This is a genomic window from Plantactinospora sp. GCM10030261, assembly GCF_042666615.1.
Lineage (GTDB): Bacteria > Actinomycetota > Actinomycetes > Mycobacteriales > Micromonosporaceae > KBS50.
In genome coordinates this window covers 89228-114396 of the sequence record NZ_JBHTDD010000007.1, presented here as the reverse complement: position 1 = coordinate 114396, position 25169 = coordinate 89228, and the positions used below count along the sequence as shown (strand labels likewise).

Genomic DNA, 25169 nt, shown 5'->3' with positions numbered 1-25169 from the left:
CGCTGCCGAGCCGCGGCCGCCCTCGTTCCGCACGCCAACTCATGGGTAGTTCTCAGGCCGCACTCGCGCATACGAGGGACCGACCGACCCGTCTGCTGTCCTCGCGTAAGCCACCAGCCAGGACCGTACCCGGTGGCCGCTATCCGTTTCCAGTCATGATTTCCGCCTGTCCGGCGGTGGGTGGCCGTGGGGCCGCCGGCGTGCTGCGGCCACGATGTGTAGGGAACCAACCGGGCGACGGGATCGACTACTTATCGGGACAGCGTCACCGCCCGCCCCGTCGCGCCCCCAGCTATCGCCCCACCAGGAGAGTCCGTGCCGCGATCACGTTCCCTTGTCGCCTCCCTCGCCATCTCGGTCGCGCTCGTCGGCGGCTGTAGCTCCAGTTCCGGCGACACCACGTCGTCCACACTGCTCCGCATCGGGCTGAGCGCGGAATCGGGTGCGCTGGACCCGCACGCGTTCACGGGCAATTTCCTGCTGCTCGACGCGATCTACGAACCGCTTGTCACCTATGGCAAGGACGGTCGGCTGGAGCCGGGCCTCGCGGAGTCCTGGACCGTGGCCGAGAGCGGCAAGCAGGTGACCTTCGACCTGCGCGACGGAGTGCGCTTCACCGACGGGACGCCGCTGGACGCTGACGCCGTCAAGTGGAACTTCGACCGGTGGGTGGGCAACAAGCGCTTCTCGTTCTTCCGCGCGTCGCAGGTTGTCTCCGCTGTCGAAGCCCCGGATCCGGACACTGTCCGGCTCACCCTGTCCGAACCGTACGAGCCGCTGTTGCAGGAGCTGTCGATCGTACGCCCGGTCCGGCTGCTCAGCCCGAAGTCGACGACCCCCGACGGGACGTTTCAAAACCCGGTGGGCACCGGCGCGTGGAAGCTCGTATCCAACTCCGCCACCGGGGCGGTGTTGGAACGCAACGGCGACTACTGGGGCGAGAAGCCGCGCCTGGAACGCCTCGAACTCACAGTCATTCCCGATTCACAGGCGCGCGTCGACGCCCTCGCCAACGGCGAGGTCGACCTGATCGGCGGCCCCTACCTGGCCCCGATCACCCCGGTGGAGGCGAAGTCCCTCGACGGCCGCGACGACGTCACGTTATTCACCGGCGACCCGGACGTCGCGATCATGCTCGGGTTCAACCCCGCCGGCCCGGCCGGCGACAGGGCCGTCCGCCAGGCCGTCGGCAACGCGATCGACACCGCCGCGATGGCCAAGGCACTGTTCCTCGACTATGCGAAGCCGGCCCGGCGGGTCTTTCCACCAGGCGTACCGGACTCCGGCACCGACCTGCCCGGCGGCGTCGACCAAGCCGCCGCCAACGCCGTACTCGACGCGGCCGGCTACCTCCGCGACGGGGAGTCCCGGGTGAAGGACGGGAAGCCGCTCTCGCTGCGGCTCCTCGTTCCCGCGACCCCGGCCGAGGGCCAACTCGACCCGCGCACCATGGCCGCCGCCATCGCCGACGCTCTGAAGAAGGTGGGAATCGGGGTCGAGATCGTCCCGGTCGACGCCGCCGCCTACTACGACGAACGTGCGGAGGGTCGCTACGACATCACGTTCTTCGAGACCCTCGGCGCGCCGTACGACCCGTCCAGTTCGATCGTGTCTCTGTTCACCGATGAGGCGCGGGCACCGCTGTGGACGACTCCCGCCATCGAGGATCTTGTCGACAAGGCGCTGTTCGCCGCCGATCCCGCTGCCCGGGCGGCGGCCTACCAGAACCTTTACGACGCCGTCGCGGCCGACGCCGGGTTCGTGCCGCTGGTCTATCGGCCCCGGATGTGGGCGGCACGCGACGGCGTGCACGGCTTCTCCGTGCCGCCCAGCGACGTCGACCTTGAACTGACCCGGGTCACCGTCAGGTGACGGCACCACGCCTGGGCTCCGCCGGAGGCTACCTCGCGCGGTGGGTCGTCGACACCGTCGGCGTACTTCTGGCGGTGTCCGCGGGCGCGTTCGCACTCGTCCTGCTGGCACGCGGTGATCCGGCGGCCATGCTGGCGGCGACGAGGGCTGGCCGGCCCGCCAGCCCCGAGCAGGTCGACGCCGTCCGTACCGAACTCGGCCTGGACGCCCCAGCCCCGGTGCGGTACCTGCGGTGGCTCGCCGACGCCGCCACCGGCGACTTCGGGACGTCGCTACGGACGAACACACCGATCGGCCCGGAGATCGCCGACCGGATGGGCGTCACACTGGGACTGGTCGCCGGCGCCGCCGTGGTGGCCCTCGTCGTCGGTGTGCTCGTCGGGGTCGCCGGGGCGGTGCTGAAGCGCGGTCTGCTGCGCGGCGCGCTGCGCACCGGGGCGCTGCTTGCCACGTCGGTGCCGGCGTTTTGGCTGAGTTACCTTCTTGTGCTGGTGCTGGCCCTTCAGATGGGTCTGGTGCCGACCTCCGGGATGGCGGGGCCGTCGACCTGGGTGATGCCGTTGGCGGTACTCGGTCTGCCAGCCGCCGGCGCGCTCAGCCGGGTGGTGGCCGTGACGCTCCGTGAAGCCCTGGACCAGCCGTACGTCCTCGCCGCGCTGGCCCGCGGCAGCCGGCCGGCGTGGATCGTGCTCCGCGACGGCCTGCCCAACGCCGCCGGGCCGATCCTGTCCGTCGCCGGATTCACCGTCGGCACCCTGCTGGTCGGCACCGTCGTCGTGGAGCAGATCTTCGGTTGGCCCGGCCTCGGCGCCTACTTCGTCAAGGCCGCCGCCGGCAGGGACGTGCCGGCCTTGCAGGCCAGCGCGCTCGTCCTCGGCGGCGGCTTCATCCTGGCCAACCGCCTCGCCGACATCGCGCAGATCCTCATCGACCCCCGATCCCGCCGCGACGCAAACAGCCACCGTCGCCGGCCCCGGCTGCCCCAGAGCCGGCAGAGGCATACCGGCCCCGTTATCGGCAACGCCGACGCACGTCCTCGGACGGAGACAACATGAGCACCGGCCACCGAGGCATGTCGGCGACTGCGCGGATCACCGTGGTCGCACTTCCCCTGCTCGGGTTCATGGTCGTGGGACTACTGGCGCCGGTGATCGCCCCGGCTGACCCGACGGCGACCGACCTGACGGCGAGTCTGTTGCCGCCATCGGCGGACCACCCGCTCGGCACTGACCAACTCGGCCGCGACCAGCTCAGCCGGCTCCTCCACGGAGCACGAATCTCCCTCGCGGTCACCGCCGCAGTCCTGACGATCTCGCTGACCACCGGCGTGCTCACCGGTACCGTCGCCGGCTATCTCGGCGGCCTCGTCGACCGGGTCATCTCCCGTGTCATCGACATGGCCGTCTCGCTACCCGGAATGCTCGTCGCACTCGCGGTCATCGGCGTTCGCGGCCCCGGAGTGGAGAACCTCATCATCGCGATGTCACTGTGGGCCTGGGCCCCGTACGCCCGAATCGCCCGCGCCCGCGTCGCCAGCCTGCGCACCAGCCCGCACCTCGACGCCCTGCGACTTCTCGGCGCCGGGCCCGCCCGCATCGTCGGCCGGCACCTGCTCCCCCCAGCTCTCGCACCATGCCTGGTCTACGCCAGCACCGACATCGGCGCCATCGTCCTCGGCGTCGCCACCCTCAGTTTCCTCGGCCTCGGCATCCCGCCGCCACACCCCGAATGGGGCCAGATGCTCATCGAAGGTCGCCCCTACCTCGCCTCCGCCTGGTGGCTCGCCTACCCACCCGGAATCGCGATCACCGCCATCGTCTTCGCCAGCAACCTCCTCGGCGAACGCTTCGCCGCGGGCGACGAACGACAGTCCATCCTGCGGTGGGTGCTCCCGGCACGGCCACGCCGTGCCGCCGCCCGGCAATCGCCCGGGGAGCCGTCGGCGACGGTGTGTCCGACCAGGTCCGAGGAAGAAGGCCCGTTGTTGCGGGTACGGGACCTCTCCGTCAGCTATCCGCGCGGCGGCGGCCACCGCCGGATCGTCGCCGACGTCTCGTACGAACTACCTCGGGGGCACGTCCTGGCTGTCGTCGGCGAGACCGGCAGCGGCAAGACCACCTCCGTGTTGGCGCCCTTCGGCCTGCTCGATCCCAGCGCGGTCGTCACCGGCTCGGCGACCCTGGCGGCCGGGACCCACGCCCGCCAACTCGTCGGACTCCCGCAGAGGGAACGACGCGTCATCAACGGCCGCCGGGTGGGTGTGGTCTTTCAGGACAGCCTCGCCGCGCTCAACCCGTTACGGACGATCGGGTCGCACGTCGACGAGGCCGTCCGCAACGCCGGTCGCGCCGGCCGACGTGACACCACCCGCCACGTCACGGAAGAACTGCTGCGGCTGGCTGGGCTGCCCGAGCCCGCCGGGATCGTCGGCCAGTTCCCCCACCAGATCTCCGGCGGGATGCGGCAGCGCGCACAGCTCGCCATCGCCATCGCCGGTGAGCCGGAGCTGCTCGTTGCCGACGAACCGACCTCCGCCCTCGACGCCACGGTCCAGGCGCAACTGCTCGACCTACTGGCCCAGCTCCGCGAGGAGCTTCGCATTTCCATGATCATCATCAGTCATGATCTCGCGGTCGTCACCCGGCTCGCGGACACCGTCGCCGTCATGTACGCCGGCCGAATCGTCGAGTCAGGTCCACTCCGCACCATCATCAGCAATCCCGCTCACCCCTACACCCGCGGGCTGCTCGACGCCGTACCACGCGTCGAGGCGCCGCCCGGAACCCGATTCCGCACCATGCCCGGACGCCCCGGCGCCGGCCCGGATGACACCGAGGGCTGCGCGTTCGCCCCCCGCTGCCCGATCGCCGTCCCTGAATGCGGCGATCGCCAGCCGGCACTGTTGACGCTCGGCCCACAGCACCACGCGGCCTGTCCCCGCCAGTCCGACGCGACCACCGAGGTGGGCGGAACCGCTCCTCGACGGGACGGGGCCTGACCGGTGCTGGAAATCGAGCAGGTCACCGCGCGGTACTCCGACCGCCACGACCGTGAGCGGCCGAATGTGATCGAGGACGTCACCATGCGCGTCGCGCCCGGCGAGATCGTCGGGCTCGTCGGCGAGTCTGGCTGCGGCAAGACGACCCTCGCCCGCGTCGTCACCGGACTCCACCGACCCAGCTCCGGCGTGGTCCGGTTCGCCGGAATCGACGTCCACAGCCTGCGGGGCCGTGCCCTGCGGACACACCGGCGCCACGTTCAGATGGTGTTCCAGGACCCGTATCTCACCCTCAGCCCCCGCCAGACCGTACGGCAGGCCATCGTCGAACCGCTGCGCATCCACCGGATCGGTGACGCCCGGACACGGTCCGCGCGGGTCGAGGAACTGCTGGACCTGGTCGGGCTCGACCACCAGGTCTGCACACGCCGCCCCCGACAGCTGTCCGGCGGACAGCAGCAGCGTGTGGCGATTGCCCGCGCTCTGACCATCGGGCCACGACTCCTCGTCTGCGACGAACCCGTCACCGCGCTCGACGTGTCGGTCCAGGCGAAGATCCTCAATCTCCTCCTCGACCTCCGCGACCAGCTCGGCCTCGCCTGCCTGTTCATCTCCCACGACCTCGCCGTCGTCCGGCAACTCGCGGATCGGATCGCGGTCATGCGCGACGGCCGCATCGTCGAGCAGGGCAGAACACAGGACATCACCACGCACCCCCGCCACCCGTACACCCGGCTGTTGCTCGCGGCGACCCCCGGCCTCTACCCGCGAAGCCGGCCCCCGGCGGAGGCCGCTTCCCCGTAGGCCGAAACCTGCCGACGGAACGCCAACGGATGGCCCGGCCGGCTCGCGCGACAGACGTAACAGGTAGGGCTGTGCCGGAGGCGGCCAGCCGAAGCGATCATCTACACGGCATCACCGCTCATTCCTGGGTGATTCCGAAGGACTGTCGTGCCCGGTGGCGGCGACCAGCAGGGACAACTCCCTCACCAGGTCGTCCATGCTCTGGCCGCTGCTGGCCCGCACGAGGCCGAGGGCCAGGTCGGCGAGCAGATAGAAGCCGAGGGTGCGGGCCAGCTCGCCGGGGAAAGCGCCGAGTAGTTCCTCCACTACCGCCATCCTTACGCAGTTGCATATCCTCTGCAACAAGTCTGGGACGTCGCCGGCGGGCGAAGCACCGCCTGGGGCACTCTGGTGCGGTGGAGGATGTGGCGGAACTGTTGGACCAGGTCTGGCGCAGGGATGCGGCCGGCATGCTCGGTGTGCTCAGCCGGCGGCTCGGCGACTTCGACCGGGCCGAGGAGGCGCTGTCGGACGCGCTTGCCGAGGCACTCAACCGCTGGCCCGACGAGGGTGTGCCGGACAGCCCCACCGGATGGTTGGTCACCACGGGATGGCGCAGGGCGCTGGACCGGTTGCGCCGCGACGCCGTCGGTCGCGCGAAGGTAGCGCAGGTGGCCGCGCAGGCCCCACCGGAACCGGGCGTGGACGATCGACTGGCCACGATCTTCGGGTGCTGCCACCCGGACCTCACCGAGCGGGACCGGGTCGCGCTGACGCTGTACGCCGCCAGCGGCCTCAGCACGGCCGAGATCGCCGCCGCGTTCCTGGTGTCGCCGCAGACGATGGCGCAGCGGCTGTCCCGGGCCAAGCGCCACCTGCGGGAGCGCGGCGTCCGGTTCGAGGTGCCACCGCCTGATCAGTACCTCGACCGGCTGTCGGCCGTCCTCGCGGTGGTCTACCTGGTGTTCAACGAGGGGTACCTGTCCAGTGGCCGGTCCGCCCAGCGGCGCGAGTTGGCCCGCGAGGGGGTCGAGCTGGCGGCCCAGCTGGCCGAGTTGCTCCCCCGTGAGCCGGAGGCCGCCGGTCTGGCCGCGTTGCTGGAGTTGCATCACGCCCGCGCCAGGGCACGATTCGACTCATGGGGCCGCATTGTGCTGCTCGACCGGCAGGACCGGCGGCTGTGGGACCGGGCGACCATCCACCGGGCCGCGATGCGGCTACGGGCGGCGGTGCGCCAGGGCCGACCCGGTCCGTACCAGGTGCGGGCCGGCATCGCCGCGCTGCACGCCCTGGCTCCCTCGTACGAGGCCACCAACTGGGCCGAGGTGCGGGCGCTGTACGACCGGCTGTACGCGGTGGACCCGTCGCCGGTGGTGCTGTTGAACCGGTCGGTGGCCACCCGGTTCGCGGTGGGCCCGGTCCCGGCGCTGGCCGAGGTCGACGCGCTCGGCGACCGGCTCGCCGGATACCACCTGTGGCACGCCGCTCGGGCGGATCTGCTGGCCACGCTCGACCGTCCCGCCGAGGCACTGGCGTCGGCGGAGCGGGCGCTGGAACTGGCGACGAACCCGGCCGAACGGGAGCTGATGTCGCGCCGGGTGGGCGAGCTGAGGCGCCGGTCGTGAACCCGGCGCCCCACATCACCGCTACTCCCGGCTCACCACCGGGCGGATCTCCACCGCGCTCATTCCGGCGGCGAGGGGCCAGGTGGCCGCGATCCGCGTGGCCTCGTCGATGTCGTCACACTCCAGCATGACGACCGCGCCGATGACCTCCTTGAGTTCCAGGTACGGTCCGTCGGTGACCACCGGCTGCCCGTCCGCGCCGGCCCGAACGGATCTCGCCGACTCCCGGGGTTGCAGTTCGGCACCGCCATCCGCGATCTTGCCGGTCGGCTGCCAGCGCTCGTACCACCCGTAGATCTGCCGCATCACGTCCTCCTCCTCGGCCGGGGACAGGGCGGCCCACTCACGGTCATCACCGAAGATCAGCATCGCGTACCGCATCGTTACTCCTCGTGGTTTGGAAACTGGGTCGCCCAGGTGACGAACGGCCGGCACCGATCCTCGACAGGTTCCGCCGAATCTTCCCGTCGGGGTGTCGATTCGCGTGTGGTCTCGGTCACTCGGCATGTCGGGGTGTCACATCACGGACCGCGGCGCAGTCCTACCGGCAGTGTGGAGGACGCCCCGGGGATCAGGGCGATGACACGAGGGAGCGGTGACGCGATGCGGATGGCGGTGGCCGGAGGTACCGGCGTGGTCGGCAGGCTGGTGGTCGAGCGGGCCCGCGCCGCGGGTCACGAGGTCGTGGTGATCTCCCGGTCCCACGGCGTGGATCTGACCACCGGTGCGGGCCTGGACGAGGCGCTCACCGAGGTGTCGGCCGTGATCGACGTGTCGAACATCGCCACGCTCAACAGAAGCGTGGCGATCCGGTTCTTCGAGGCGACCACGCGGACCCTGCTCGACGCGGAACAACGGTGCGGGGTCGGTCATCACGTGGTGCTGTCGATCGTCGGTGTCGACCGGGTGGGCTTGGGCTACTACCAGGCGAAGCGGCGTCAGGAGGACCTCGTGCTGACCGGCCCGGTGCCGGCGACGGTGCTGCGGGCCACCCAGTTCTTCGAGTTCGCCATCCAGTCGCTCACCCGGTTTCCGGGCCCCGTCGCCGTTGTCCCCCGGATGCGTACCCAGCCGGTGGCGGCGGTCGAGGTCGCCACCGAACTGGTGCGGCTGGCGGAGGAACCCGCGGTGGGGCGTGCCGCGGACCTGGCGGGCCCCGAGGTCATGATGATGTCGTCGGCCGCCCGCCGGGTGGCCACGGTCCGAGGCCCGCACAAGGTCGTCCTGACCGGGCCGTGGCCGTCGGCCGCGGGGCGGTCGATGGCCAGCGGTGGCCTGCTGCCGACAGGACCGGGCCCACGCGGCACCCTGCGTTTCGACGAGTGGCTGGCCGACACGACGGAGACCGACACGACGCGGTGACGCCCCGGATGGCCTACTCCTTCAGCGGGTACGGGATGAAGGTGCTCCGGTTCTCGTCCAGGTCCAGCCGCCCGCTGATCGGTGCCGCCGCACGCTGTGGGCAGGTCATCCGTTCGCAGGTCTTGCAGCCGGGGCCGATCGGGGTGGCGGCCTCCGCGGCGTGCAGGTCCATCCCGGCGGAGTAGACCAGCCGGTCGGCGTGCCGGGTTTCGCAGCCCAGTCCGATGGCGTAGACCTTCCCCGGCTGTTTGTAGCCGCCGTGGTGGCGGGTGATGGTGCGGGCGATCCAGAGGTAGCGTTGCCCGTCAGGCATCGCGGCGACCTGGACGACGACCCGGCCGGGCGAGCTGAACGCCTCGTACACGTTCCACAACGGACAGGTGCCGCCGGTGTGCGAGAACGGGAATCCGGTGGCGGACTGGCGTTTCGACATGTTGCCGGCCCGGTCGACCCGGACGAAGGAGAACGGTACACCTCGCGCACGGGGGCGTTGCAGCGTGCTGAGCCGGTGGCACACCGTCTCCCAGCCCATCGCGAAGTGCTGGGTGAGCAGGTCGATGTCGTAGCGACGCTGTTCCGCCGCGGCCAGGAACCGCTCGTAGGGCAGGATCAGGGCGGCAGCGAAGTAGTTGGCCAGGCCGACCCGGGTGAGGATCTGGGTCTGGACGTCGTCGAACCGTTCCTCCTCGACGATCTCGTCGATCACGTCGGCGTACTCCAGCAGCGCGATCTGCGCTCCCATCCGCATCGCCGCCTGCCCGGCCCGCAGCGACGCCGACAGGTGCAGGGTGCGGGTCTGCGGCCGGTAGCGGTGCAGTTCGTCACCGAGGGCCCCGGCGTCCTCGTGCCGGACCCGGACGCCGTGCCGCTCGGCCAGCCGGTCCTGCAGCACGGCGCGTACCTCGCCCCGGCGCAGCCCGACGGTGGCGGCCAACCGTTCGGCGGCCTCGTCCAGATCCGGTACGTAGTTCTGCCGGCGGTAGAAGAACTCGGTCACCCGGTCGTGTGGGCTGCGACCGGCCGTCTCCCGGTCGCCGAGCAGTTCGGCGAGTTGCTCGTCGGCCTGCCGGTACCGGCGGTGCAGGTCGATGACCGCCTCGGCGACCTCGGGCAGCCGGGTGGCGAGTTCGGTGAGGTCGGCGATCCCGGCCCGGCCCGGCAACGCCTCACGCAGCCCGGCCACCAGCCTTGGTGTGTCGCGGGGGGCGAAGACGGTCGGGTCGACGCCGAACACCTCGGTGATGCGCATCAGCACCGGCACGGTCAACGGCCGCGAATCGTGCTCGATCTGGTTGAGATAGCTGGGCGAGATGCCCAGCAGGCGGGCCAGATCAGCCTGGCTGAGGGACCGGTCCTCACGCATCCGGCGCAGCCGGGCGCCGGCGAACGTCTTCGTGATCGCCGCCACCTCCTCACCGGGCCGAGTCGCCAGGAGACCATTCGCAGACTGCGAATATAACCCTTCGCAAGTTGGCAAATCGGCGCCGCAAATTCCCAGAACTTGGCTTCTTCCGTGCCTCGACCCGGCCGCCGACGTCGTGTGACCGTGAGTCGCACGCCGACCAGACCGTTGACGCCAGCCGTCGGCGATGCCGGGTCATCGACATCCGAGGGGACCACGCCATGCAGAAGGCCGTCGAGCAGTTGCGCACCGAATGGGCGACCGACCCCCGCTGGCGGGGCGTACGGCGCAGCTACCGCCCGGAGGACGTGATCCGCCTGCGCGGGGCGATCCAGGAGGAACACACCCTGGCCCGGCACGGCGCGGACCGGCTGTGGCACTTGTTGACCAACGAGGACTACATCCACGCGTTGGGCGCGCTCACCGGAAACCAGGCGGTGCAGATGGTCCGCGCCGGCCTGAAGGCCATCTACCTCTCCGGATGGCAGGTGGCCGCGGACGCCAACCTCGCCGGACACACCTACCCCGACCAGAGCCTCTACCCCGCCAACTCGGTGCCCGCCGTGGTACGGCGGATCAACAACGCCCTGCTGCGCGCCGCCCAGATCACCACGGCCGAGGGCGACACCGACGGAACCCGCTGGCTGGCGCCGATCGTCGCCGACGCCGAGGCCGGCTTCGGCGGCCCGCTCAACGCGTACGAGCTGATGACGGCGATGATCGCGGCCGGCGCGGCGGGCGTGCACTGGGAGGACCAGCTCGCCGCCGAGAAGAAGTGCGGCCACCTCGGCGGGAAGGTGCTGGTGCCGACGGGCCAGCACATCCGTACCCTTGAGGCGGCGCGGCTGGCCGCCGACGTGGCCGGCGTACCGTCGGTGATCGTCGCCCGCACCGACGCGCAGGCGGCCGCCCTGCTCACCACCGACGTGGACGAGCGGGACCGGCCGTTCGTCACCGGCGAACGGACCGCGGAGGGCTTCTTCCGGGTACGCAACGGGATCGAGCCGTGCATCGCCCGTGGGCTGGCGTACGCGCCGCACGCGGACCTGCTGTGGATGGAGACGTCCAACCCGGACCTGGAGGTCGCCCGCCGGTTCGCCGAGGCGGTCAAGGACCGGCACCCCGACCAGTTGCTCGCCTACAACTGCTCGCCGTCGTTCAACTGGCGCAAGCACCTCGACAGCGCGACGATCGCGAAGTTCCAGCGGGAACTCGGCCACATGGGCTACAAGTTCCAGTTCATCACGCTGGCCGGCTTCCACGCCCTCAACTACTCGATGTTCGACCTGGCGCGCGGCTACGCCGCCGACGGCATGTCCGCCTACGTGGCGTTGCAGGAGCGGGAGTTCGCCGCCGAGGCCGACGGTTACACCGCGGTGAAGCACCAGCGCGAGGTGGGCACCGGTTACTTCGACCTGATCAGCACCGTACTCAACCCGACCGCCGAGACCACCGCGCTGCGCGGCTCCACGGAAGAGGAACAGTTCGCATGAGGTACGAGATCATCGGCCCGATGGCGGACCGGTTCGAGGAGGTCCTGACCGCCGAGGCCCTGGAGTTCCTGGTCGCGTTGGACAGCGAGTTCGCCGCCCGCCGGGTCGCCCTGCTGGACACCCGCCGGGCCCGCCGGGACCGGTACGCCACCGGTCAGCTGCCCGACTTCCTCCCGGAGACCGCCGCGATCCGCGCGGACCCCACCTGGCGGGTCGCCCCACCGGCACCCGGGCTGGTCGACCGGCGCGTCGAGATCACCGGGCCCACCGACCGCCGGATGACGGTGAACGCCCTCAACTCCGGGGCGAAGGTGTGGCTCGCCGACTTCGAGGACGCCACCGCCCCCACCTGGCACAACCTGATCACCGGACAGGTGAACCTGATCGACGCGCTGGACCGGCGGATCGACTTCACCGACCCGCGCGGCAAGCGGTACGCCCTCGGCGACGACCTGGCCACGATCGTGGTCCGGCCGCGCGGTTGGCACCTCGTGGAGAAGGGGATCGCCGTCGACGGGCGGCCGATCTCCGCGAGCCTTGTCGACTTCGGTCTCTACCTGTTCCACTGCGCCCGGCGGCAACTCGACCGGGGCGCCGGACCGTACTTCTACCTGCCGAAGCTGGAGGGCCACCGCGAGGCGCGGCTGTGGAACGACATATTCGTCTTCGCCCAGCGGTACCTGGACCTGCCGCGGGGCACCATCCGGGCCACCACACTGATCGAGACGATCACCGCCGCCTTCGAGATGGAGGAGATCCTCTACGAGCTGCGCGAGCACTCGGCGGGGCTGAACGCCGGGCGGTGGGACTACATCTTCAGCGTCATCAAGAACTTCGGGCAGTGGCCGGACTTCGTCCTGCCAGACCGGTCCCAGGTCACCATGACGGTGCCGTTCATGCGCGCGTACACCGAACTGCTGGTCGCGACCTGCCACCGGCGCGGCGCGCACGCGATCGGCGGAATGGCCGCGTTCATCCCCAGCCGTGACCCCCGGGTCAACGAGGTGGCCCTGGACCGGGTACGCGCCGACAAACGGCGGGAGGCCGGCGACGGGTTCGACGGCTCCTGGGTGGCCCACCCGGGCCTGGTCACCACGTGCCGGGAGGAGTTCGACGCGGTGCTGGGCGGTCGCCCGAACCAGCTCGACCGGCGCCGCGACGACGTCGCGGCCTCTGCCGCCGACCTGCTCTCCGTCGACAAGACCCCGGGCCAGGTCACCGCTGCGGGGGTGCGGTCCAACGTCGCGGTCGCGCTGCGCTACATCGACGCCTGGCTGGGCGGGACCGGCGCGGTGGCGCTGTGGAACCTGATGGAGGACGCGGCCACCGCCGAGATCGCCCGCTGCCAGGTCTGGCAGTGGCTGCACCACGGCACGCCGCTGGCCGGTGGCGGCTGCGTCACCGACGAGCTCGTCCGATCGATCCTCGCCGAGGAGCTGGCCGCCCTGGTCGCCGACCGGGAGGCTGACGACCGGCTACGCGCCGAACACGCCGCGCGGATCGTCGAGGACACCGCGTTCGGTGAGGACCTGCCGGCGTTCTTCACCACCGGCGCGTACGCCCGGCATCTCAGTCCGGGCCGGGAGCCCGCCGTACCGGTCGGCTGACGGCCGACACCGCCGTCCCGGAGCCGGGTGGGTCGTCCAGGACCTGCCCGGCTCCGGTGGTGTGTGCCTGGCGGGCCACCGCGGCGGACCGCTTCGTCAGGTGACGTCGCGGCGCATCGGCACGAGCACGGCGATCGCCGAGGCGACGAGCGCGTACGCGAGGAGCAGGAGCGCGCTGGCCGACGGCGGAAGGAACTGGACGGCGGCGGTGCCGAGCTGTTCGGCCACGGCGTCGGTGAGATAGGTGGAGCCGGTCAGCGCCGCGGTGGCGCCGCCCGGCAGGACCGGGTAGCGCGTGTTGACGCCGGGAGGAGTGGTGGATCGCCGAGCAACGCCGTGGCGAGGTTCAGCCGTTGTCGCATACCCGTGGAGAACCCGCGGGTACGGCGCCGGCGCAGGGCGTCCGCGCAGGGGGGGTCGAGCCCACCATCACCGCCGAAGCTCGGCCGCCCGCGACCCGCGACTATCCCACCTGGGACCGGGCGAGCGCGTCCACCCGACGGAGCGCGTCCGGCAACCGGTACGGTCCAGCCATCTCCGCCACGATGGCGGCTGCGCTCTCGACGGACACGCCGGCCGACGTGACGTACAGCGGTCGTAGCGCGTCCCCTCGGCGCACCGGGACCGCGTGGCTCGCCGTACGGAACGCCGTCTTGGCCACACCGATGACGGGAACGGCCAGTTCGGCATGCAGGTGTGCCCCGAGCCCGGGACGCCCGTGCGGATCCAGATCGACGTAGCCGTCGATGATCACGAGTGACACCGGATGGCCGAGTTCACCCAGCACGGTCCGCAGCGCTGGCAGCTCGCGGGCGTAGAACCGGCCTGGCTGGTACGGGGCCACCCGGGGCAGCCAGCACACCCGGTCCTCGGCGATCCGGGTGAACCGCGGCTCGCGCGCCGCGACGAGCGCCGCACGAGCGCCGCCCTCCGGCGGATAGTGGACGTCGACTGCTACATACGGTGCTGGCTGATTCGGGGCGGCCATGCCTATCAGTCTCCGGTCACCTCGTCCGACCTCACCCGCCGGGGTTTAATGCTCGGCGGATGGCTGGCTCAGCCGCTACCGTCGACGCCCATGACGACCGCGCCGCTACACCCGGTCGACGTGTTCCTCATGCTCATCCATGGCGATCGCGTCCTGCTGGCCCTGCGCAGGAACACGGGCTACGCCGACGGCCAGTGGAACCTGCCGTCGGGCAAGCTGGAAGGCGACGAGGACGTGCTCAGCGCGGTGATCCGCGAGGCACGCGAAGAGGTCGGTATCCGGCTGGCGCGGCAGGCGCCGCGCCTGGTCGCCACCGTCCACCATCGCGGCGGACCCGGACACGCCCGCGTCGGCCTGGCCTTCACCGCGGCTTTCGAGCCACACCACCACGGCGAACCGGAGAACGCCGAACCGGAGAAGTGCGCCCAGATCGGCTGGTTCCCGATCGCCGACCTGCCACCCGACACCAACTCGTACACCGCCGCCTGCGTACGGGCCTTCCTGGACCGAACGCCGCTGCTGCTCGACGGATGGCCGGCGTCAGGCGGTGCTGGTGACGCGGCCAGCGGGCGGGTGCGCCGATGAGCAGGACAGTGGCCGTCCGGTTCGGTGGCCGGTGGTTCTGGGCGTACGACGTCAGCCTTGGCGTGCTGCTCCTGGAGGCGGTCCACGTCGGCCTGGAGATGCCTCCCGAGCGACTCCCCCGGCGGGCCGCGGACGTCCTGGAAGACCTGCGGGTCCATGCCCGCCTGCTGGCCACCATCGGTTTCGCCCTGGACCAGAAGGGCTGGGACACCCGCGAACGTGACTTCGTCCAGACGCTCGTCGCGGAGGCGGGACGCCGCTTCCGCGAGCGTGGGGTCATCACCGCCGCGGACGCGTCCCGTCGTTACCTGATCGACGGCGAGCCGTTCTTCCTTCGCGGCGCGTCGCAGGTCGACGGTGCGGTCGTGGCCGACCTCGCCGATGCGATCCTGCGCCTGGTCCGGGGCGAGCTACCACCCACGCCCGAACCCGACAGACGCTGGTACCTCGGCCTCATGGACGGGCCCCGTCAGCTATGAGCCGGCTCCCGCCGGCTGTCGGCCATCTCCACCCACGGTGATCAGCCACGCGGTCACCTCAGCTTCGGCGCACACAGAATTCGTTGCCGTCGGGGTCGGCCAGCCTGACGACGCCGTTGTCACCGGTGTCGAGTCGCGATGCGCCGAGGGTCACCAGCCGGTCGACCTGCGCCTCGGCGTCGTCCCCCGCCAGGACGAGGTCGAGACGCTGCCGGTTCCTGGCCTTCCTGGGAGCCTCGGCGGGACCACCCCACGCGACCTTCGTGCCGCCGTGCGGTGACTGGATCGCGGTCTCCTGGCCCTGGTCCCACACCAGCGGCCAGCCCAGGGCGGCACTCCAGAAGAGACCGACGTCGCGGCTGCCCTCGCAGGCGAGTTCCCCGAGGAGGCCACACCCGGCGAGGTAGGCGTTGCCCGGCTCGATTACGCAGAACGGGTTGCCCTCGGGGTCGGCCAGCACAATGTGCCCCTCCTCGGGACGCTGCCCGACGTCGAGGTGATCGGCCCCGAGCCGCAGGGCCCTGGCCACCGTCTCCCGCTGGTCGGTGTCGCCGGAGCTGGTCAGGTGCAGGTGGAGGTGGTTCGGCTCCACCCGCTCCGCCTGGCTGGGCGCGAAACGGAGGCCGACCTGGGTGTCGTCGCCGGGCAGCAGCACGCCGCCGGCGTCATCGATGATCTCCCGGTCGAGCATGTCGGCCCAGAAGCGGGCCAGTCGGGCCGGGTCGTGCGCGTCGAAGGTCACCGCCAGGGGTCGCGCGAGCATCACCACACAGTAGACAGGGACCGACCGGGCAACAACCGAATAGGCACCGGCCCGGTCCACCGCCCACACGTCGGCCAGTTACCGGTGCGCTGACGTCCACCCCTGGCGCCGTAGTCGTTCGATGCCGTCGAGCAGCAGATCCAGGGCGAACTCGAACTCGAACTGGTCGTCGCAGCCCTGCCCGACGATCGACCCGTCGTCGTGGGCAGCCGCCGTGGCCACCTCCGCGAGGTGCGGAAACCGGGCCGCGACCTCCGGCGGCAGGTCCGTCGGTGGGACCGGGGCGCCCGCACCGGACCGACCGGCGCGGCGGGAGGCGTCGAACAGTTCCTGGCTGAAGCCGAGGATGCGGCTGCCCATCGCGTGCATGACGTGGTGTGCGAGGTCGACAGAGAACCCGCCGGCCCGCAACGTCCCGACGATCGAGTCGAGGTACGCCAGAACCGCCGGCGTCGCGGTGGTCCGGGACTCGATCGCGAGCGGTGCCCATGGGTGGTGTCGCAACACCTGCCGCGCCGAAAGGACGCGCCGGCGCACCGCGCTTTTCCAGTCGGCGTCGGGAACAGGTGGCTCGATCTCGCCGACGATGACGTCGATCATGCCGTCGAGCAACTCGTCCTTGTTGGCCACGTGTTTGTACAGGGCCATCGGCACGACGCCCAGAGCGTGGGCGAGGTTGCGCATGCTGAGGGACTCGATCCCGGCTTCGTCGGCGAGGGAGACGGCGGCGCGCAGGATCCGGTCCCTGTTCAACGGTGTCCGGCGCAGCGTCTCGGCCTGCTCAACCATCTCGGTCCTTGTCTTTCCGGCGACGGGTGAACCATAACCGCCTTGACAGGTGTACGGCGTACACCTCATCCTGAACCCGCAAGGTGTACGCCGTACACCAAGGGGAGGACTACGATGAAGGCGATCGTCCAGGACCGATACGGTCCACCGGAAACGCTCAGCCTCGCGGACGTCGACACGCCAGTGCCCGCCAGCGGCGAGGTGCTCGTGCGGGTGGAGGCGGCCGCGCTGAACGCGTACGACTGGCATGCCATGCGCGGTGACCCGCGGATCGCGCGGCTGGCCCTGGGCCGGTCGGCCCCCCGGGCGCGGATCCGCGGCCGGGACTTCGCCGGCCGGGTCGAGGCCGTCGGCACCGACGTCCGGCAGGTACGACCGGGAGACGCCGTCTTCGGCGATCTCGGCGACGCCAATGGCGCGTTCGCCGAGTACGTCTGCGTGCCCGAGGCACTGGTGGCGCCGAAACCGGTGAACCTGACATCCCGACAGGCCGCCGCCCTCCCGCTGGCCGGCACCACCGCCCTGATGGGGCTGTGCGACGCCGGGCGGATAACGTCGGGCCAGCATGTCCTCATCAACGGCGCGTCCGGCGGCGTGGGCACCCTGGCGGTCCAGTTGGCCACGCTGCACGGCGCGACCGTGACCGCCGTGTGCAGCACCCGCAACGTCGACCTGGCCCGTTCCCTCGGCGCCGATCACGTCGTCGACTACACCCGGGACGACTTCACCCGCGACAGCCGCCGCTACGACGTCGTGTTCGACCTGGTCGGCAACCGCTCGCTCACCGCGCTCCGCCGGGTGCTGACCCCGACCGGGAGGGTGGTGCTGTCCGGCGGAGGCGTCTACCGCGGCGGCAGCCTCCTCGGACCCGTCGGGCTCATCATGCGCGGGCGCCTGCTGGCGCCGTTCGTCCGACACCGCGTGGTCGTCCTGGCGACGGCGCCCGACCGGCGATACCTCGACACGCTCCGCGCTCACGCCGAGGCCGGGCGGATCACCCCGGTCATCGACCGGACCTATCCGCTCCACGAGGTGCCGCAGGCCATCCGGTACCTCGAAGGCGAGCACGCCCGGGCGAAGGTGGTCATCACCATCTGACCGGCCTGGGGTGGTCAGGCCGGGCGCCGAGGATCCTCAACCGGTACGGCGTATCCATACCCGGCCCCCATGCTTCAGGCTTGACTTAAATAAGTTCAGCCTGACATAGTTCGCGGGTGCACGCGTTCGACATCCTCGGCGACCCGGTACGGCGCCGGATCCTGGAGCTGCTCGCCGACGGTGAACAGGCCGCCGGCTCCGTCAGCGAGATCATCCGGACGGAATTCGGCATCTCCCCACCCGCGGTGTCGCAGCACCTCCGGGTGCTGCGGGAATCGGGTTTCGTCACCGTCCGCCCGGAAGGCACGCGACGCCTCTACGCGGTGCAGGCCGCGCCCCTGCGGGAGGTCGACATCTGGCTGGACCGATTCCGGCAGTTCTGGAGCCAGCGACTGGACGCGCTGGGCACCGAACTCGCCCGCGGGAAACGCGAACGCCGAGACCAACACGAGCACGGCGGACCCGCCGCCGGGAAGCCGGATCGTCGGCAGGAACCCGAGTCTTTGACCGAGGAGGACCAATGATCGACATCATCAATCGGATCAACGCCGCCCAGCGCGAGATCGGCAGTCAGGCCGTCGCCAGTGGTGCGGGGCGATCGGTGCTGTTGCGCCGGATCTACGACGCCCCGATCGCGGACGTCTGGAGTGCCTGCACCGACCCTGAACGGCTCGCCCGGTGGCTGGGCTCGGTCGAAGGCGATCTCAGGGTCGGCGGTGCGTTCCAGATCAAGGACAATGCCGGCGGCGAGATCCTGCGCTGCGAGGAACCCCGTCTGGTGAAGGTGACCTGGCTCCTCGGAGAGGGCATGCCGACCGAGGTCGAGGTACGCCTCGCACCTGACGGTGGCGACCGCACCGTCCTCGAACTGGAACACGCCTCACCCGCCCAGGTCGTCGACGAACTCGTACGCGCCTACGGTCCCGGCGGCACGATCGGGATCGGCTGCGGTTGGGATCTCGCACTGCTCGGTCTCGATCTCCTCCTGCGCGGTGCGCCGTTCGACCCCGTCACCTGGCAGGACAGCCCTGAGGTGAAGGAGTTCGCCGTGCGCAGTGCCCATGCCTGGGGATCCGCGATCCAGGCCGCCTGGGGAACCGGTGACGACGACATCGCCGCGGCCATCGCGTTCGCGGTGCAACACTTCGCCCCCGAGGCCAGCGGCGGCCGATGACGCACACCCTCGCCCTGACCCGGGCCTCGCTCCAACGGTCCCCGACCGGCGACAGAATGGACCCGCCCACGTGACAGACAGGAGACCGAGGTGCCGGAGACGACGGTGGCCGACGTGATGGCCGAACTGGCCACGCTGGAGGACCCGAAGGCCCGCGAGGTGAACGCGAAACACGGTGACGATCACGGGGTGAACCTCGGCAAGCTACGCGCGCTCGCGAAGCGACTGAAGACGCAGCAGGACCTCGCCCGCGAACTCTGGCGGACCGATGACACCGCGGCGAGACTGCTGGCGATCCTGATCTGCCGCCCGAAGGCGTTCGAGCGCGACGAACTGGACACGATGCTGCGCGAGGCACGCACGCCCAAGGTGCAGGACTGGCTCGTGAACTACGTGGTCAAGAACAATACGTACGCCGAAGAGCTGCGGGTGGCCTGGTCCGCCGACCCGGATCCGGTGGTCGCGAGCGCCGGCTGGGCACTGACCGTCGACCGCGTGGCGCGGAAACCCGAGGGCCTCGACCTCGGAGGACTGCTCGATGTCGTCGAGGCGGAGATGCAGGACGCTCCGGACCGCCTCCAGTGGGCGATGAACCACTGCCTGGCGCAGATCGGCATCGACCACGCCGAGCACCGCGCCCGGGCGATGGACATCGGCGAGCGCCTGGGGGTGCTCAAGGACTACCCGACTCCCCCGAACTGCACGTCCCCGTACGCGCCCGTCTGGATCACCGAGATGGTGCGCCGGCAGCACGCCACGTAGGAGCGCTCCGCACGCTCACCCGTCCTGCGGCTCGGTGCGCGCCGGCCCGTCGAGCCGCAGGATCGTCTCCTCGATCTCCGCGTTCCGCGCGTTGGCGAACGCGGTCTCCGTGCCCGCGACGGTGAAACCCGCCCGCCGCAGCACCGTCAGCGATCCCACGTTGTCGCTCGCGGCGCGGGCGAACACCGGCCGGACGGGCACCGATTCGAGGAGCATGGCGAGCGCGCGGCTGGCGATGCCGCGTCCCCAGAAGGCCCTGTCGATCCAGTACGTCACCTCGGTCTCACCGTCCATGACGAAGCTGGCGACGCTGCCGACGAGCCGACCGTCGACGGTGACCGCCCGCAGGATGCCCTCCGGCGCCGCCCGGATCTTCGCCATGTGCAGATCGAACGCGGCGCGGTCGTCGGGATCCTTGGCGGTGAAGGCCGCCATCCAGACCGCCTCGGGATCCCGCCCCTGTTCGTACAGGGCGTCGAGGTCGGAATCGTCGATCGCTCGCAGCGCCACCTCAGTCACATCTGGCTCCCATCCGTCCGACGTCGATCAGCGGCGCGAAGCTACCAGCGGCATCCGACAATGTGGCGCGGCGGCTCGGGTCGCCCCGGTGGCCCCCGCGCTGCTGCCGTTCCGGGGTGCCGCGACCTGCCCGCGACCGGCCGGGACGGGCCACCGGCCGGAGGTACCCTCGGTCGGTGTTCTCCCGCCACGGCCCGACCCTGCGCGAACTGGGCGTCCAGGCGCTGTCCTCGGTCGAGCGGGGCTACGACCTGCTGGCACCGAAGTTCGACCACACCCCGTTCCGTACCCCGGAGACGATCCTCGACGCGACGGCCCGCGCGCTGTCCGGACTCGGGCCGTTCGACGACGGGCTGGACGTGTGCTGCGGCACCGGCGCGGGCATGCTCGTTCTCCGGCCGCTGTGCCGGCGGCGGATCACCGGCGTCGACTTCAGCACCGGCATGCTCGTCCGGGCGCGCGGCGCGCACCCGGACGCCACCTGGATACGGGCGGACGCGCGGGCCCTACCGTTCACCGAAGGCTTCGACCTCGCGGTCAGCTTCGGGGCGTTCGGGCATTTCCTGCCCGCCGAGCGGCCCGCACTCTTCGAAGGGGTGTACCGCGCCCTGCGCCCCGGAGGGCTGCTCGCCTTTCCGATCGGCGCGCCGCCGCCGCCCACCTCCGTCGCGTACTGGGCCACGCTCGGCTTCGACGTGGCCATGCGGTTCCGCAATGCCGTGTGGCGCCCGCCGTTCGTCATGTACTACCGCACCAACCCGCTGCCCGCGATCCACGACGACCTGACGGCGGCCGGCTTCACGGTGACCACCGCCGCCCTGCCCGATCTGGGCCGACTGCGCGACGGCGAGCCGCGATTCCGGCTCGTCCTGGCGCGCAAAGCCTTACGGGTCGGTGACGGGGAGGCCGCCGGCCTCAGGCCGGACCGTCGCGGATGATGCCGCGTAGCTGGTCGACGGAAATCGCCTCCGCGCCGGGTCCCACCAGCCACCAGGTGGCGCCGGCCGCCGCGTACGGCGTCGGGTCCTGCTCCGGTTCGAGCGGGACCACGACGTCGAAGGCCGCCGGAGGGTTCGGTCCGCGCAGGGTGGTGAGGTCGGCGACCATCTCGGCGAGCTGGTCGGGATGGTCGAGGTTGACCGGGATATAGCCCTGGTGGCGGGCCGCGCGCCGCAGCGGCTTCGGTTTACCGGGATAACCACCGACCCACACCGGCACACCGGGCTGCTGGACCGGCCGGGGCAGGAACCGCATGCCGTCGACCACGTAGTGCTCGCCCCGATGCCGCACGACCTCGCCGGACCAGGCGGCGGTGAGGATCCCGAGTGACTCGTCGAGCATCCGGGCGCGACGCCGGTCGTCCCGTTCCTCACCGGTGATTGTGAGTTCGGCCCCGGCTTCGTCGTTACCCAGGCCGACGCCCAGGGTCAGCCGGCCGCCGCTGAGCCGGTCGAGCGTCGCGGTCTCCCGGGCCACCTTGACCGGCCGGCGCCGGGCGAGCGGGGTGACCATAGGGCCGAGCCGGATGCGTTCGGTCGCCGTCGCGATCGCCGCCAGGGTGACCCACGCGTCGGCCACGTCCGTTACCGGCTCGTGCCAGCGCAGCTGGTCCCAGACGAAGACGCCGTGCCAGCCGGCCTCCTCCGCCTCGACCGCGAGGCGGATGACGATCGCCGGATCGGCGAGCGCGTCGAACAACGGCAGGAACAACCCGGACCGTAGCCGTGTCATGATTACCGCACCTCCGAGGTGTGCTCGTGGATCGCGTGGACGATCGGCTCCCAGTCGGCCCGCTCGACCCCGTGACCGGCACCCTCCAGCATCAACAGCCGCGCCCCGGGGATCTCCTCCGCCAACGCCGCGCCGTGCGCGGGCGGGAACATCGGATCTGCGGTGCCGTGGATGACCAGCGTGGGGGCCGTGATCGAGGAAAGCGGACCGCGCGGGCGGGAGTCGCCGGCCAGGAGGTCGTGGTTCCGCACAGCGGCGATGTCACGCGCCCGTTCGGCGTCCGCGCGGATCAGGTCGCGCATGCCCGCCTCGTCGAACGGACGCTTGTCACCGGCGAGCATGCGCGCGTAGTCGAGCTGGTATTCGACCACCGATTCGGCGCTCGACCAGTCCACCGTCGTGGTGGAAACGAAGCGTCCGAACGCCTCGGACGGTGGTGGCAGCCCGGCCACCCCGGCGGTGGCGGCCGTCGTGCTGATCAGCACGAGCGAGCGGACCCGATCGGGGATGTCGAGCGCGAACAGCTGCGCCAGGCCGCCGCCGGCGGACACGCCGACGAGGTGGGCGGCCGGGACGCCGTACGCGTCGAGCACGCCAACCGCGTCGGCCACCAGGTCGTCGCCCGGGTACGGCGGGAGCCCCGGCGGAAAGCCCGTCGAGCGGCCGGTGTCCCGGTGGTCGTAGCGGATCACGAACCGCCCACCCACCGCCAACGCCCGACAGAAGGCGTCCTCCCACCACATCATCGACGCGCCCGCGCCCATGATCAGCAGTACGGGCGGATCGGTCGGGTCGCCGAAGGACTCGGTACACAGCTCGACGCCGTTCGATCGGATCATTCGCTCGGTCATGTCCCGATGCTAGGGTCCGACTGGCTCACCGAAGGGATCCAGTTCAGCGGACATGGACGAGACCAGTCAGTCGATGGAGCTGCTGCTCACCGTCACCCGGCAGGGTGACCGGACACTGGGCACGCAGATCGAGACGCAGGTGCGTGACGCCGTCCGCGACGGGCGGCTGCGCGCCGGCGCCCGCGTGCCGTCGACCCGTGACCTCGCCCGTCAGCTCGGCGTCTCCCGCCGGGTCGTGGTCGGGGCATATGCGCAACTCGCCGCCGAGGGATACCTGACCCTGCGACAGGGCGCCCGGCCGAGCGTGGCCGACACCGTCCAGGCGCCGGCACACCCGGTGCCCAGCGCGCCCACTCCCGCTCGGACGCCCCGCTTCGACCTGCGCCCGCGCGCACCGGACGTGTCCCGGTTTCCCCGCGCGCAGTGGCTGCGCTGCCTGCGCGACGCCCTGCGGAACATGACGAACGCCGACCTCGGCTACGGTGATCCGCGCGGGACGGAGGCGCTGCGGTCGGCCCTGGCCGACTATCTCGGCCGCGTGCGGGGGGTGGTCACCGTCCCCGGACGCGTCGTCGTCACCAACGGGTACTCACAGGGACAGGGGATCGTCTGCCGGGCGCTTGTCGACAGCGGAGTGCGGCGGATCGGGTTCGAGAACCCGAGTCACCCGGAGCAGCGGCGCGTCGCCGAGGCGGCTGGCCTACGGGTCGTGCCCGTCGCCGTCGACGAGTGCGGCATCCGGGTCGACGCGCTCGACCGGGCCGACGTGGACGCCGTCGTGCTCACCCCGGCGCACCAGCACCCCACAGGCGCCGTGCTCACCGGCGCCCGCCGACGCGATCTGCTCGCCTGGCTGCGACGCCGGGACGCCATCGCCATCGAGGACGACTACGACGCCGAGTACCGGTACGACCGCGCCGCCGTCGGTGCCCTGCAAGGGCTGGATCCCGACCGGGTCATCTACGCCGGCTCGGCCAGCAAGACGCTCGCACCGGCGCTCCGCCTGGGTTGGCTCGTCGTGCCCGGGCGTCTGCTGGCTGCCGTCACCGACCACAAGGACCTGGCCGACTGCGGCACCGCCGGCATCGAGCAGCACGCGTTCGCCACCTTCCTGTCCCGGGGCGAACTCGACCGGCATCTGCGCCGGATGCGGATCCGCTACCGTCGCCGCCGCGACCTCCTCCTCCGGACGCTGGCCGAGGCTCTCCCCGAGGCGACGGCGCGGGGCATCGCGGCCGGTCTGCACGCCACGGTCGAGTTGCCCGACGGGTATGACGAGGAGGCGATCCTCCGCCAGGCCCGTCAGCGGGGTGTCGACCTGATGACCACGCACGACTTCTGGATTCCGCCCGGATCCGGGCGGCCAACCCTCTTGCTCGGGTACGGGCAGGTGCCCCTGCCGGCCGTTCCGGAGGCCATCCGGGTCGTCGCCGACGCCGTCCGATCCGGACGCGCTGGCTAGGCTGCCGCGGATTCCAGCAGGAGCGTGCTGGTGGCCTCGGGCGCTTCGAGCATGGGCAGGTGCCCGACGCCGGCCAGGACCTCGACCCGCGCGTTCGGCACCGCGTCGTACTGATGGGCCGACGACGGCTCCCACCGGGGATCGGCGGCGCCGAAGATCACCAGAACCGGGATGTCGAGGCCGGCGAGACGCTCGGGCACTCCCCGCTCGGCCAGATACGCGGTGTTGTGCCGCAGCACCGACCGCATCGCGCGATAGCTGATGGCCCGCACGTCGGTGACCAGTTCGTCCGGGACGGCCACCGGGCGGGCACACGTCGCGGCGATTCCCCTGCGGATCATCGTATCGGTGCGTATCGACCACAGCAGCGGCCCGAGGGGCGGCGTCAACAGGCCCCGGAGCAGCAGCGGCTGTGGAAGGAACGCGTCGAGCCGTGGCCCGGTGCTGACCAACGCGAGTGAGGCCACCAGGTCGGGCCGTTGTTCGGCGAGGGCGGTGGCCACGTAACCGCCGCTGGAGTGCCCGACCACGGTCGTGGACGGGACGCCCAGGTCGTCGAGCAACGCTGCCACCGCGCTCGCCTGGACGGGCACGTCGTATGAAGGTCCGGGCGGAGACTGGCCGCAGCCCGGCAGGTCGATTCGGATGACGTGGTGGCTACGGGCCAGCATCGGCACCATCGGCCCCCAGCACGCGCCCGAGGCTCCGGAGCCGTGGATGAGCAGCAGTGGGGGTGCCTGTCGCGGGCCATCGTGGACGACGCGCATCGGTCGCGGCGCCTGGTCGGAAGCGCTCATTCCGGCATGGTGCCTGGGACGACCGCCGT

Annotated in this window: 27 protein-coding genes; 16 read left to right on the top strand and 11 right to left on the bottom strand. The window is 71.3% G+C overall.

Translation table 11 applies throughout. The annotated features are described in order from the left end of the window. The first annotated feature begins 315 nt into the window (after positions 1 to 315). Genes ACFQUZ_RS11050 through ACFQUZ_RS11035 form a run of 4 tightly spaced genes read left to right on the top strand, consistent with a single transcriptional unit; the run spans position 316 to position 5674 of the window. Positions 316 to 1872 (top strand): ABC transporter substrate-binding protein, encoded by a 1557-nt coding sequence (locus ACFQUZ_RS11050; RefSeq protein ID WP_377440901.1) that lies wholly within the window; start codon positions 316 to 318, stop codon positions 1870 to 1872. Further along, a complete protein-coding gene (locus tag ACFQUZ_RS11045; protein ID WP_377440899.1) occupies positions 1869 to 2927 on the top strand; it encodes an ABC transporter permease in 1059 nt (352 codons plus the stop codon). Before ACFQUZ_RS11050 ends, ACFQUZ_RS11045 begins: the two co-directional genes overlap by 4 nt. Continuing rightward, entirely contained in the window at positions 2924 to 4870 is a 1947-nt protein-coding gene (locus tag ACFQUZ_RS11040) for a dipeptide/oligopeptide/nickel ABC transporter permease/ATP-binding protein (protein WP_377440897.1), read from the top strand. Before ACFQUZ_RS11045 ends, ACFQUZ_RS11040 begins: the two co-directional genes overlap by 4 nt. 3 nt (positions 4871 to 4873) lie before the next feature. Continuing rightward, on the top strand, positions 4874 to 5674 hold the full coding sequence (locus ACFQUZ_RS11035; RefSeq protein WP_377440895.1) for an ABC transporter ATP-binding protein: 801 nt from the start codon (positions 4874 to 4876) through the stop codon (positions 5672 to 5674). 111 nt (positions 5675 to 5785) lie between these two features. Here the strand turns inward: ACFQUZ_RS11035 and ACFQUZ_RS11030 are convergent, their stop codons facing one another. Then, complete coding sequence (locus tag ACFQUZ_RS11030) at positions 5786 to 5980, bottom strand: hypothetical protein (RefSeq protein WP_377440893.1); 195 nt, start codon at positions 5978 to 5980, stop codon at positions 5786 to 5788. 89 nt (positions 5981 to 6069) lie between these two features. On the opposite strand from ACFQUZ_RS11030, the gene ACFQUZ_RS11025 reads away from it, so the two are divergent. After that, positions 6070 to 7278 carry an RNA polymerase sigma factor gene (locus ACFQUZ_RS11025; protein ID WP_377440891.1) on the top strand — a complete coding sequence of 403 codons (1209 nt, stop codon included), beginning with the start codon at positions 6070 to 6072 and terminating at the stop codon, positions 7276 to 7278. A gap of 21 nt (positions 7279 to 7299) precedes the next feature. On the opposite strand, the gene ACFQUZ_RS11020 is transcribed toward ACFQUZ_RS11025, so the two are convergent. Next, on the bottom strand, positions 7300 to 7659 hold the full coding sequence (locus ACFQUZ_RS11020; protein ID WP_377440889.1) for a YciI family protein: 360 nt from the start codon (positions 7657 to 7659) through the stop codon (positions 7300 to 7302). A 198-nt stretch (positions 7660 to 7857) separates the two neighbouring features. On the opposite strand from ACFQUZ_RS11020, the gene ACFQUZ_RS11015 reads away from it, so the two are divergent. Beyond that, positions 7858 to 8640 (top strand): SDR family oxidoreductase, encoded by a 783-nt coding sequence (locus tag ACFQUZ_RS11015; protein WP_377440887.1) that lies wholly within the window; start codon positions 7858 to 7860, stop codon positions 8638 to 8640. 13 nt (positions 8641 to 8653) lie between these two features. Here the strand turns inward: ACFQUZ_RS11015 and ACFQUZ_RS11010 are convergent, their stop codons facing one another. Beyond that, positions 8654 to 10048, bottom strand: a complete 1395-nt coding sequence (locus ACFQUZ_RS11010; protein ID WP_377440885.1) for a short-chain fatty acyl-CoA regulator family protein — start codon at positions 10046 to 10048, stop codon at positions 8654 to 8656. Positions 10049 to 10263: 215 nt separating this feature from the next. On the opposite strand from ACFQUZ_RS11010, the gene aceA reads away from it, so the two are divergent. After that, a complete protein-coding gene (gene aceA, locus ACFQUZ_RS11005) occupies positions 10264 to 11535 on the top strand; it encodes an isocitrate lyase (RefSeq protein ID WP_377440883.1) in 1272 nt (423 codons plus the stop codon). Then, positions 11532 to 13142 carry a malate synthase A gene (aceB, locus tag ACFQUZ_RS11000; protein WP_377440881.1) on the top strand — a complete coding sequence of 537 codons (1611 nt, stop codon included), beginning with the start codon at positions 11532 to 11534 and terminating at the stop codon, positions 13140 to 13142. The genes aceA and aceB overlap by 4 nt, the downstream gene beginning before the upstream one ends. A gap of 96 nt (positions 13143 to 13238) precedes the next feature. Here the strand turns inward: aceB and ACFQUZ_RS10995 are convergent, their stop codons facing one another. Together ACFQUZ_RS10995 and ACFQUZ_RS10990 are read right to left on the bottom strand one after the other, a co-directional pair. Then, positions 13239 to 13370 (bottom strand): hypothetical protein, encoded by a 132-nt coding sequence (locus tag ACFQUZ_RS10995; RefSeq protein ID WP_377440879.1) that lies wholly within the window; start codon positions 13368 to 13370, stop codon positions 13239 to 13241. A gap of 235 nt (positions 13371 to 13605) precedes the next feature. Beyond that, complete coding sequence (locus ACFQUZ_RS10990; protein WP_377440878.1) at positions 13606 to 14130, bottom strand: endonuclease V; 525 nt, start codon at positions 14128 to 14130, stop codon at positions 13606 to 13608. A 90-nt stretch (positions 14131 to 14220) separates the two neighbouring features. Between ACFQUZ_RS10990 and ACFQUZ_RS10985 the strand changes: the two genes are divergently transcribed. Further along, positions 14221 to 14715 (top strand): NUDIX domain-containing protein, encoded by a 495-nt coding sequence (locus tag ACFQUZ_RS10985; RefSeq protein WP_377440876.1) that lies wholly within the window; start codon positions 14221 to 14223, stop codon positions 14713 to 14715. Next, positions 14712 to 15194, top strand: coding sequence for a hypothetical protein (locus ACFQUZ_RS10980; protein ID WP_377440874.1), 483 nt, complete (start codon positions 14712 to 14714; stop codon positions 15192 to 15194). The genes ACFQUZ_RS10985 and ACFQUZ_RS10980 overlap by 4 nt, the downstream gene beginning before the upstream one ends. A 58-nt stretch (positions 15195 to 15252) precedes the next feature. Here the strand turns inward: ACFQUZ_RS10980 and ACFQUZ_RS10975 are convergent, their stop codons facing one another. Then, the gene (locus tag ACFQUZ_RS10975; RefSeq protein ID WP_377440872.1) at positions 15253 to 15957 is read right to left on the bottom strand and encodes a VOC family protein; all 705 of its coding nucleotides are present in this window, start codon (positions 15955 to 15957) and stop codon (positions 15253 to 15255) included. Between the two features lie 78 nt (positions 15958 to 16035). Beyond that, positions 16036 to 16746, bottom strand: a complete 711-nt coding sequence (locus tag ACFQUZ_RS10970; RefSeq protein WP_377440870.1) for a TetR/AcrR family transcriptional regulator — start codon at positions 16744 to 16746, stop codon at positions 16036 to 16038. A 114-nt stretch (positions 16747 to 16860) separates the two neighbouring features. Here ACFQUZ_RS10970 and ACFQUZ_RS10965 point away from each other — a divergent pair, with 114 nt between their 5' ends. The 4 genes from ACFQUZ_RS10965 to ACFQUZ_RS10950 all read left to right on the top strand — a co-directional run bounded on the left by ACFQUZ_RS10965 (position 16861) and on the right by ACFQUZ_RS10950 (position 19780). Next, positions 16861 to 17844 carry an NAD(P)-dependent alcohol dehydrogenase gene (locus tag ACFQUZ_RS10965; RefSeq protein ID WP_377440868.1) on the top strand — a complete coding sequence of 328 codons (984 nt, stop codon included), beginning with the start codon at positions 16861 to 16863 and terminating at the stop codon, positions 17842 to 17844. 116 nt (positions 17845 to 17960) lie between these two features. Then, positions 17961 to 18368, top strand: coding sequence for an ArsR/SmtB family transcription factor (locus tag ACFQUZ_RS10960; RefSeq protein WP_377440866.1), 408 nt, complete (start codon positions 17961 to 17963; stop codon positions 18366 to 18368). Next, on the top strand, positions 18365 to 19018 hold the full coding sequence (locus tag ACFQUZ_RS10955; protein WP_377440864.1) for an SRPBCC family protein: 654 nt from the start codon (positions 18365 to 18367) through the stop codon (positions 19016 to 19018). The genes ACFQUZ_RS10960 and ACFQUZ_RS10955 overlap by 4 nt, the downstream gene beginning before the upstream one ends. Positions 19019 to 19135: 117 nt before the next feature. After that, complete coding sequence (locus tag ACFQUZ_RS10950; RefSeq protein WP_377441136.1) at positions 19136 to 19780, top strand: DNA alkylation repair protein; 645 nt, start codon at positions 19136 to 19138, stop codon at positions 19778 to 19780. 15 nt (positions 19781 to 19795) lie between these two features. On the opposite strand, the gene ACFQUZ_RS10945 is transcribed toward ACFQUZ_RS10950, so the two are convergent. After that, on the bottom strand, positions 19796 to 20299 hold the full coding sequence (locus tag ACFQUZ_RS10945) for a GNAT family N-acetyltransferase (protein ID WP_377440863.1): 504 nt from the start codon (positions 20297 to 20299) through the stop codon (positions 19796 to 19798). Between the two features lie 176 nt (positions 20300 to 20475). Between ACFQUZ_RS10945 and ACFQUZ_RS10940 the strand changes: the two genes are divergently transcribed. Next, positions 20476 to 21237, top strand: a complete 762-nt coding sequence (locus ACFQUZ_RS10940) for a class I SAM-dependent methyltransferase (protein WP_377440861.1) — start codon at positions 20476 to 20478, stop codon at positions 21235 to 21237. Here the strand turns inward: ACFQUZ_RS10940 and ACFQUZ_RS10935 are convergent. Both ACFQUZ_RS10935 and ACFQUZ_RS10930 read right to left on the bottom strand, forming a co-directional pair. Next, entirely contained in the window at positions 21215 to 22030 is an 816-nt protein-coding gene (locus ACFQUZ_RS10935; RefSeq protein WP_377440860.1) for an LLM class flavin-dependent oxidoreductase, read from the bottom strand. The genes ACFQUZ_RS10940 and ACFQUZ_RS10935 overlap by 23 nt on opposite strands. Before the next feature lie 2 nt (positions 22031 to 22032). Next, positions 22033 to 22881 (bottom strand): alpha/beta fold hydrolase, encoded by an 849-nt coding sequence (locus ACFQUZ_RS10930; RefSeq protein WP_377440858.1) that lies wholly within the window; start codon positions 22879 to 22881, stop codon positions 22033 to 22035. A gap of 52 nt (positions 22882 to 22933) precedes the next feature. Here ACFQUZ_RS10930 and ACFQUZ_RS10925 point away from each other — a divergent pair, with 52 nt between their 5' ends. After that, on the top strand, positions 22934 to 24343 hold the full coding sequence (locus ACFQUZ_RS10925; protein ID WP_377440856.1) for a PLP-dependent aminotransferase family protein: 1410 nt from the start codon (positions 22934 to 22936) through the stop codon (positions 24341 to 24343). On the opposite strand, the gene ACFQUZ_RS10920 is transcribed toward ACFQUZ_RS10925, so the two are convergent. Then, a complete protein-coding gene (locus ACFQUZ_RS10920; RefSeq protein WP_377440854.1) occupies positions 24340 to 25140 on the bottom strand; it encodes an alpha/beta fold hydrolase in 801 nt (266 codons plus the stop codon). The two genes, ACFQUZ_RS10925 and ACFQUZ_RS10920, sit on opposite strands and share 4 nt — an antisense overlap. Positions 25141 to 25169 lie beyond the last annotated feature (29 nt).

Excerpts from the sequence above, each read along its gene's own strand:
- ACFQUZ_RS11040 (WP_377440897.1), top strand. The coding sequence starts at position 2,924 with ATGAGCACCGGCCACCGAGGCATGTCGGCGACTGCGCGGATCACCGTG.
- ACFQUZ_RS11020 (WP_377440889.1), bottom strand. The coding sequence starts at position 7,659 with ATGCGGTACGCGATGCTGATCTTCGGTGATGACCGTGAGTGGGCCGCC.
- ACFQUZ_RS11015 (WP_377440887.1), top strand. The coding sequence starts at position 7,858 with ATGACACGAGGGAGCGGTGACGCGATGCGGATGGCGGTGGCCGGAGGT.
- aceA (WP_377440883.1), top strand. The coding sequence starts at position 10,264 with ATGCAGAAGGCCGTCGAGCAGTTGCGCACCGAATGGGCGACCGACCCC.
- aceB (WP_377440881.1), top strand. The coding sequence starts at position 11,532 with ATGAGGTACGAGATCATCGGCCCGATGGCGGACCGGTTCGAGGAGGTC.
- ACFQUZ_RS10990 (WP_377440878.1), bottom strand. The coding sequence starts at position 14,130 with ATGGCCGCCCCGAATCAGCCAGCACCGTATGTAGCAGTCGACGTCCAC.
- ACFQUZ_RS10985 (WP_377440876.1), top strand. The coding sequence starts at position 14,221 with ATGACGACCGCGCCGCTACACCCGGTCGACGTGTTCCTCATGCTCATC.
- ACFQUZ_RS10980 (WP_377440874.1), top strand. The coding sequence starts at position 14,712 with ATGAGCAGGACAGTGGCCGTCCGGTTCGGTGGCCGGTGGTTCTGGGCG.
- ACFQUZ_RS10975 (WP_377440872.1), bottom strand. The coding sequence starts at position 15,957 with ATGCTCGCGCGACCCCTGGCGGTGACCTTCGACGCGCACGACCCGGCC.
- ACFQUZ_RS10970 (WP_377440870.1), bottom strand. The coding sequence starts at position 16,746 with ATGGTTGAGCAGGCCGAGACGCTGCGCCGGACACCGTTGAACAGGGAC.
- ACFQUZ_RS10965 (WP_377440868.1), top strand. The coding sequence starts at position 16,861 with ATGAAGGCGATCGTCCAGGACCGATACGGTCCACCGGAAACGCTCAGC.
- ACFQUZ_RS10955 (WP_377440864.1), top strand. The coding sequence starts at position 18,365 with ATGATCGACATCATCAATCGGATCAACGCCGCCCAGCGCGAGATCGGC.
- ACFQUZ_RS10950 (WP_377441136.1), top strand. The coding sequence starts at position 19,136 with ATGGCCGAACTGGCCACGCTGGAGGACCCGAAGGCCCGCGAGGTGAAC.
- ACFQUZ_RS10935 (WP_377440860.1), bottom strand. The coding sequence starts at position 22,030 with ATGACACGGCTACGGTCCGGGTTGTTCCTGCCGTTGTTCGACGCGCTC.
- ACFQUZ_RS10930 (WP_377440858.1), bottom strand. The coding sequence starts at position 22,881 with ATGACCGAGCGAATGATCCGATCGAACGGCGTCGAGCTGTGTACCGAG.
- ACFQUZ_RS10925 (WP_377440856.1), top strand. The coding sequence starts at position 22,934 with ATGGACGAGACCAGTCAGTCGATGGAGCTGCTGCTCACCGTCACCCGG.
- ACFQUZ_RS10920 (WP_377440854.1), bottom strand. The coding sequence starts at position 25,140 with ATGAGCGCTTCCGACCAGGCGCCGCGACCGATGCGCGTCGTCCACGAT.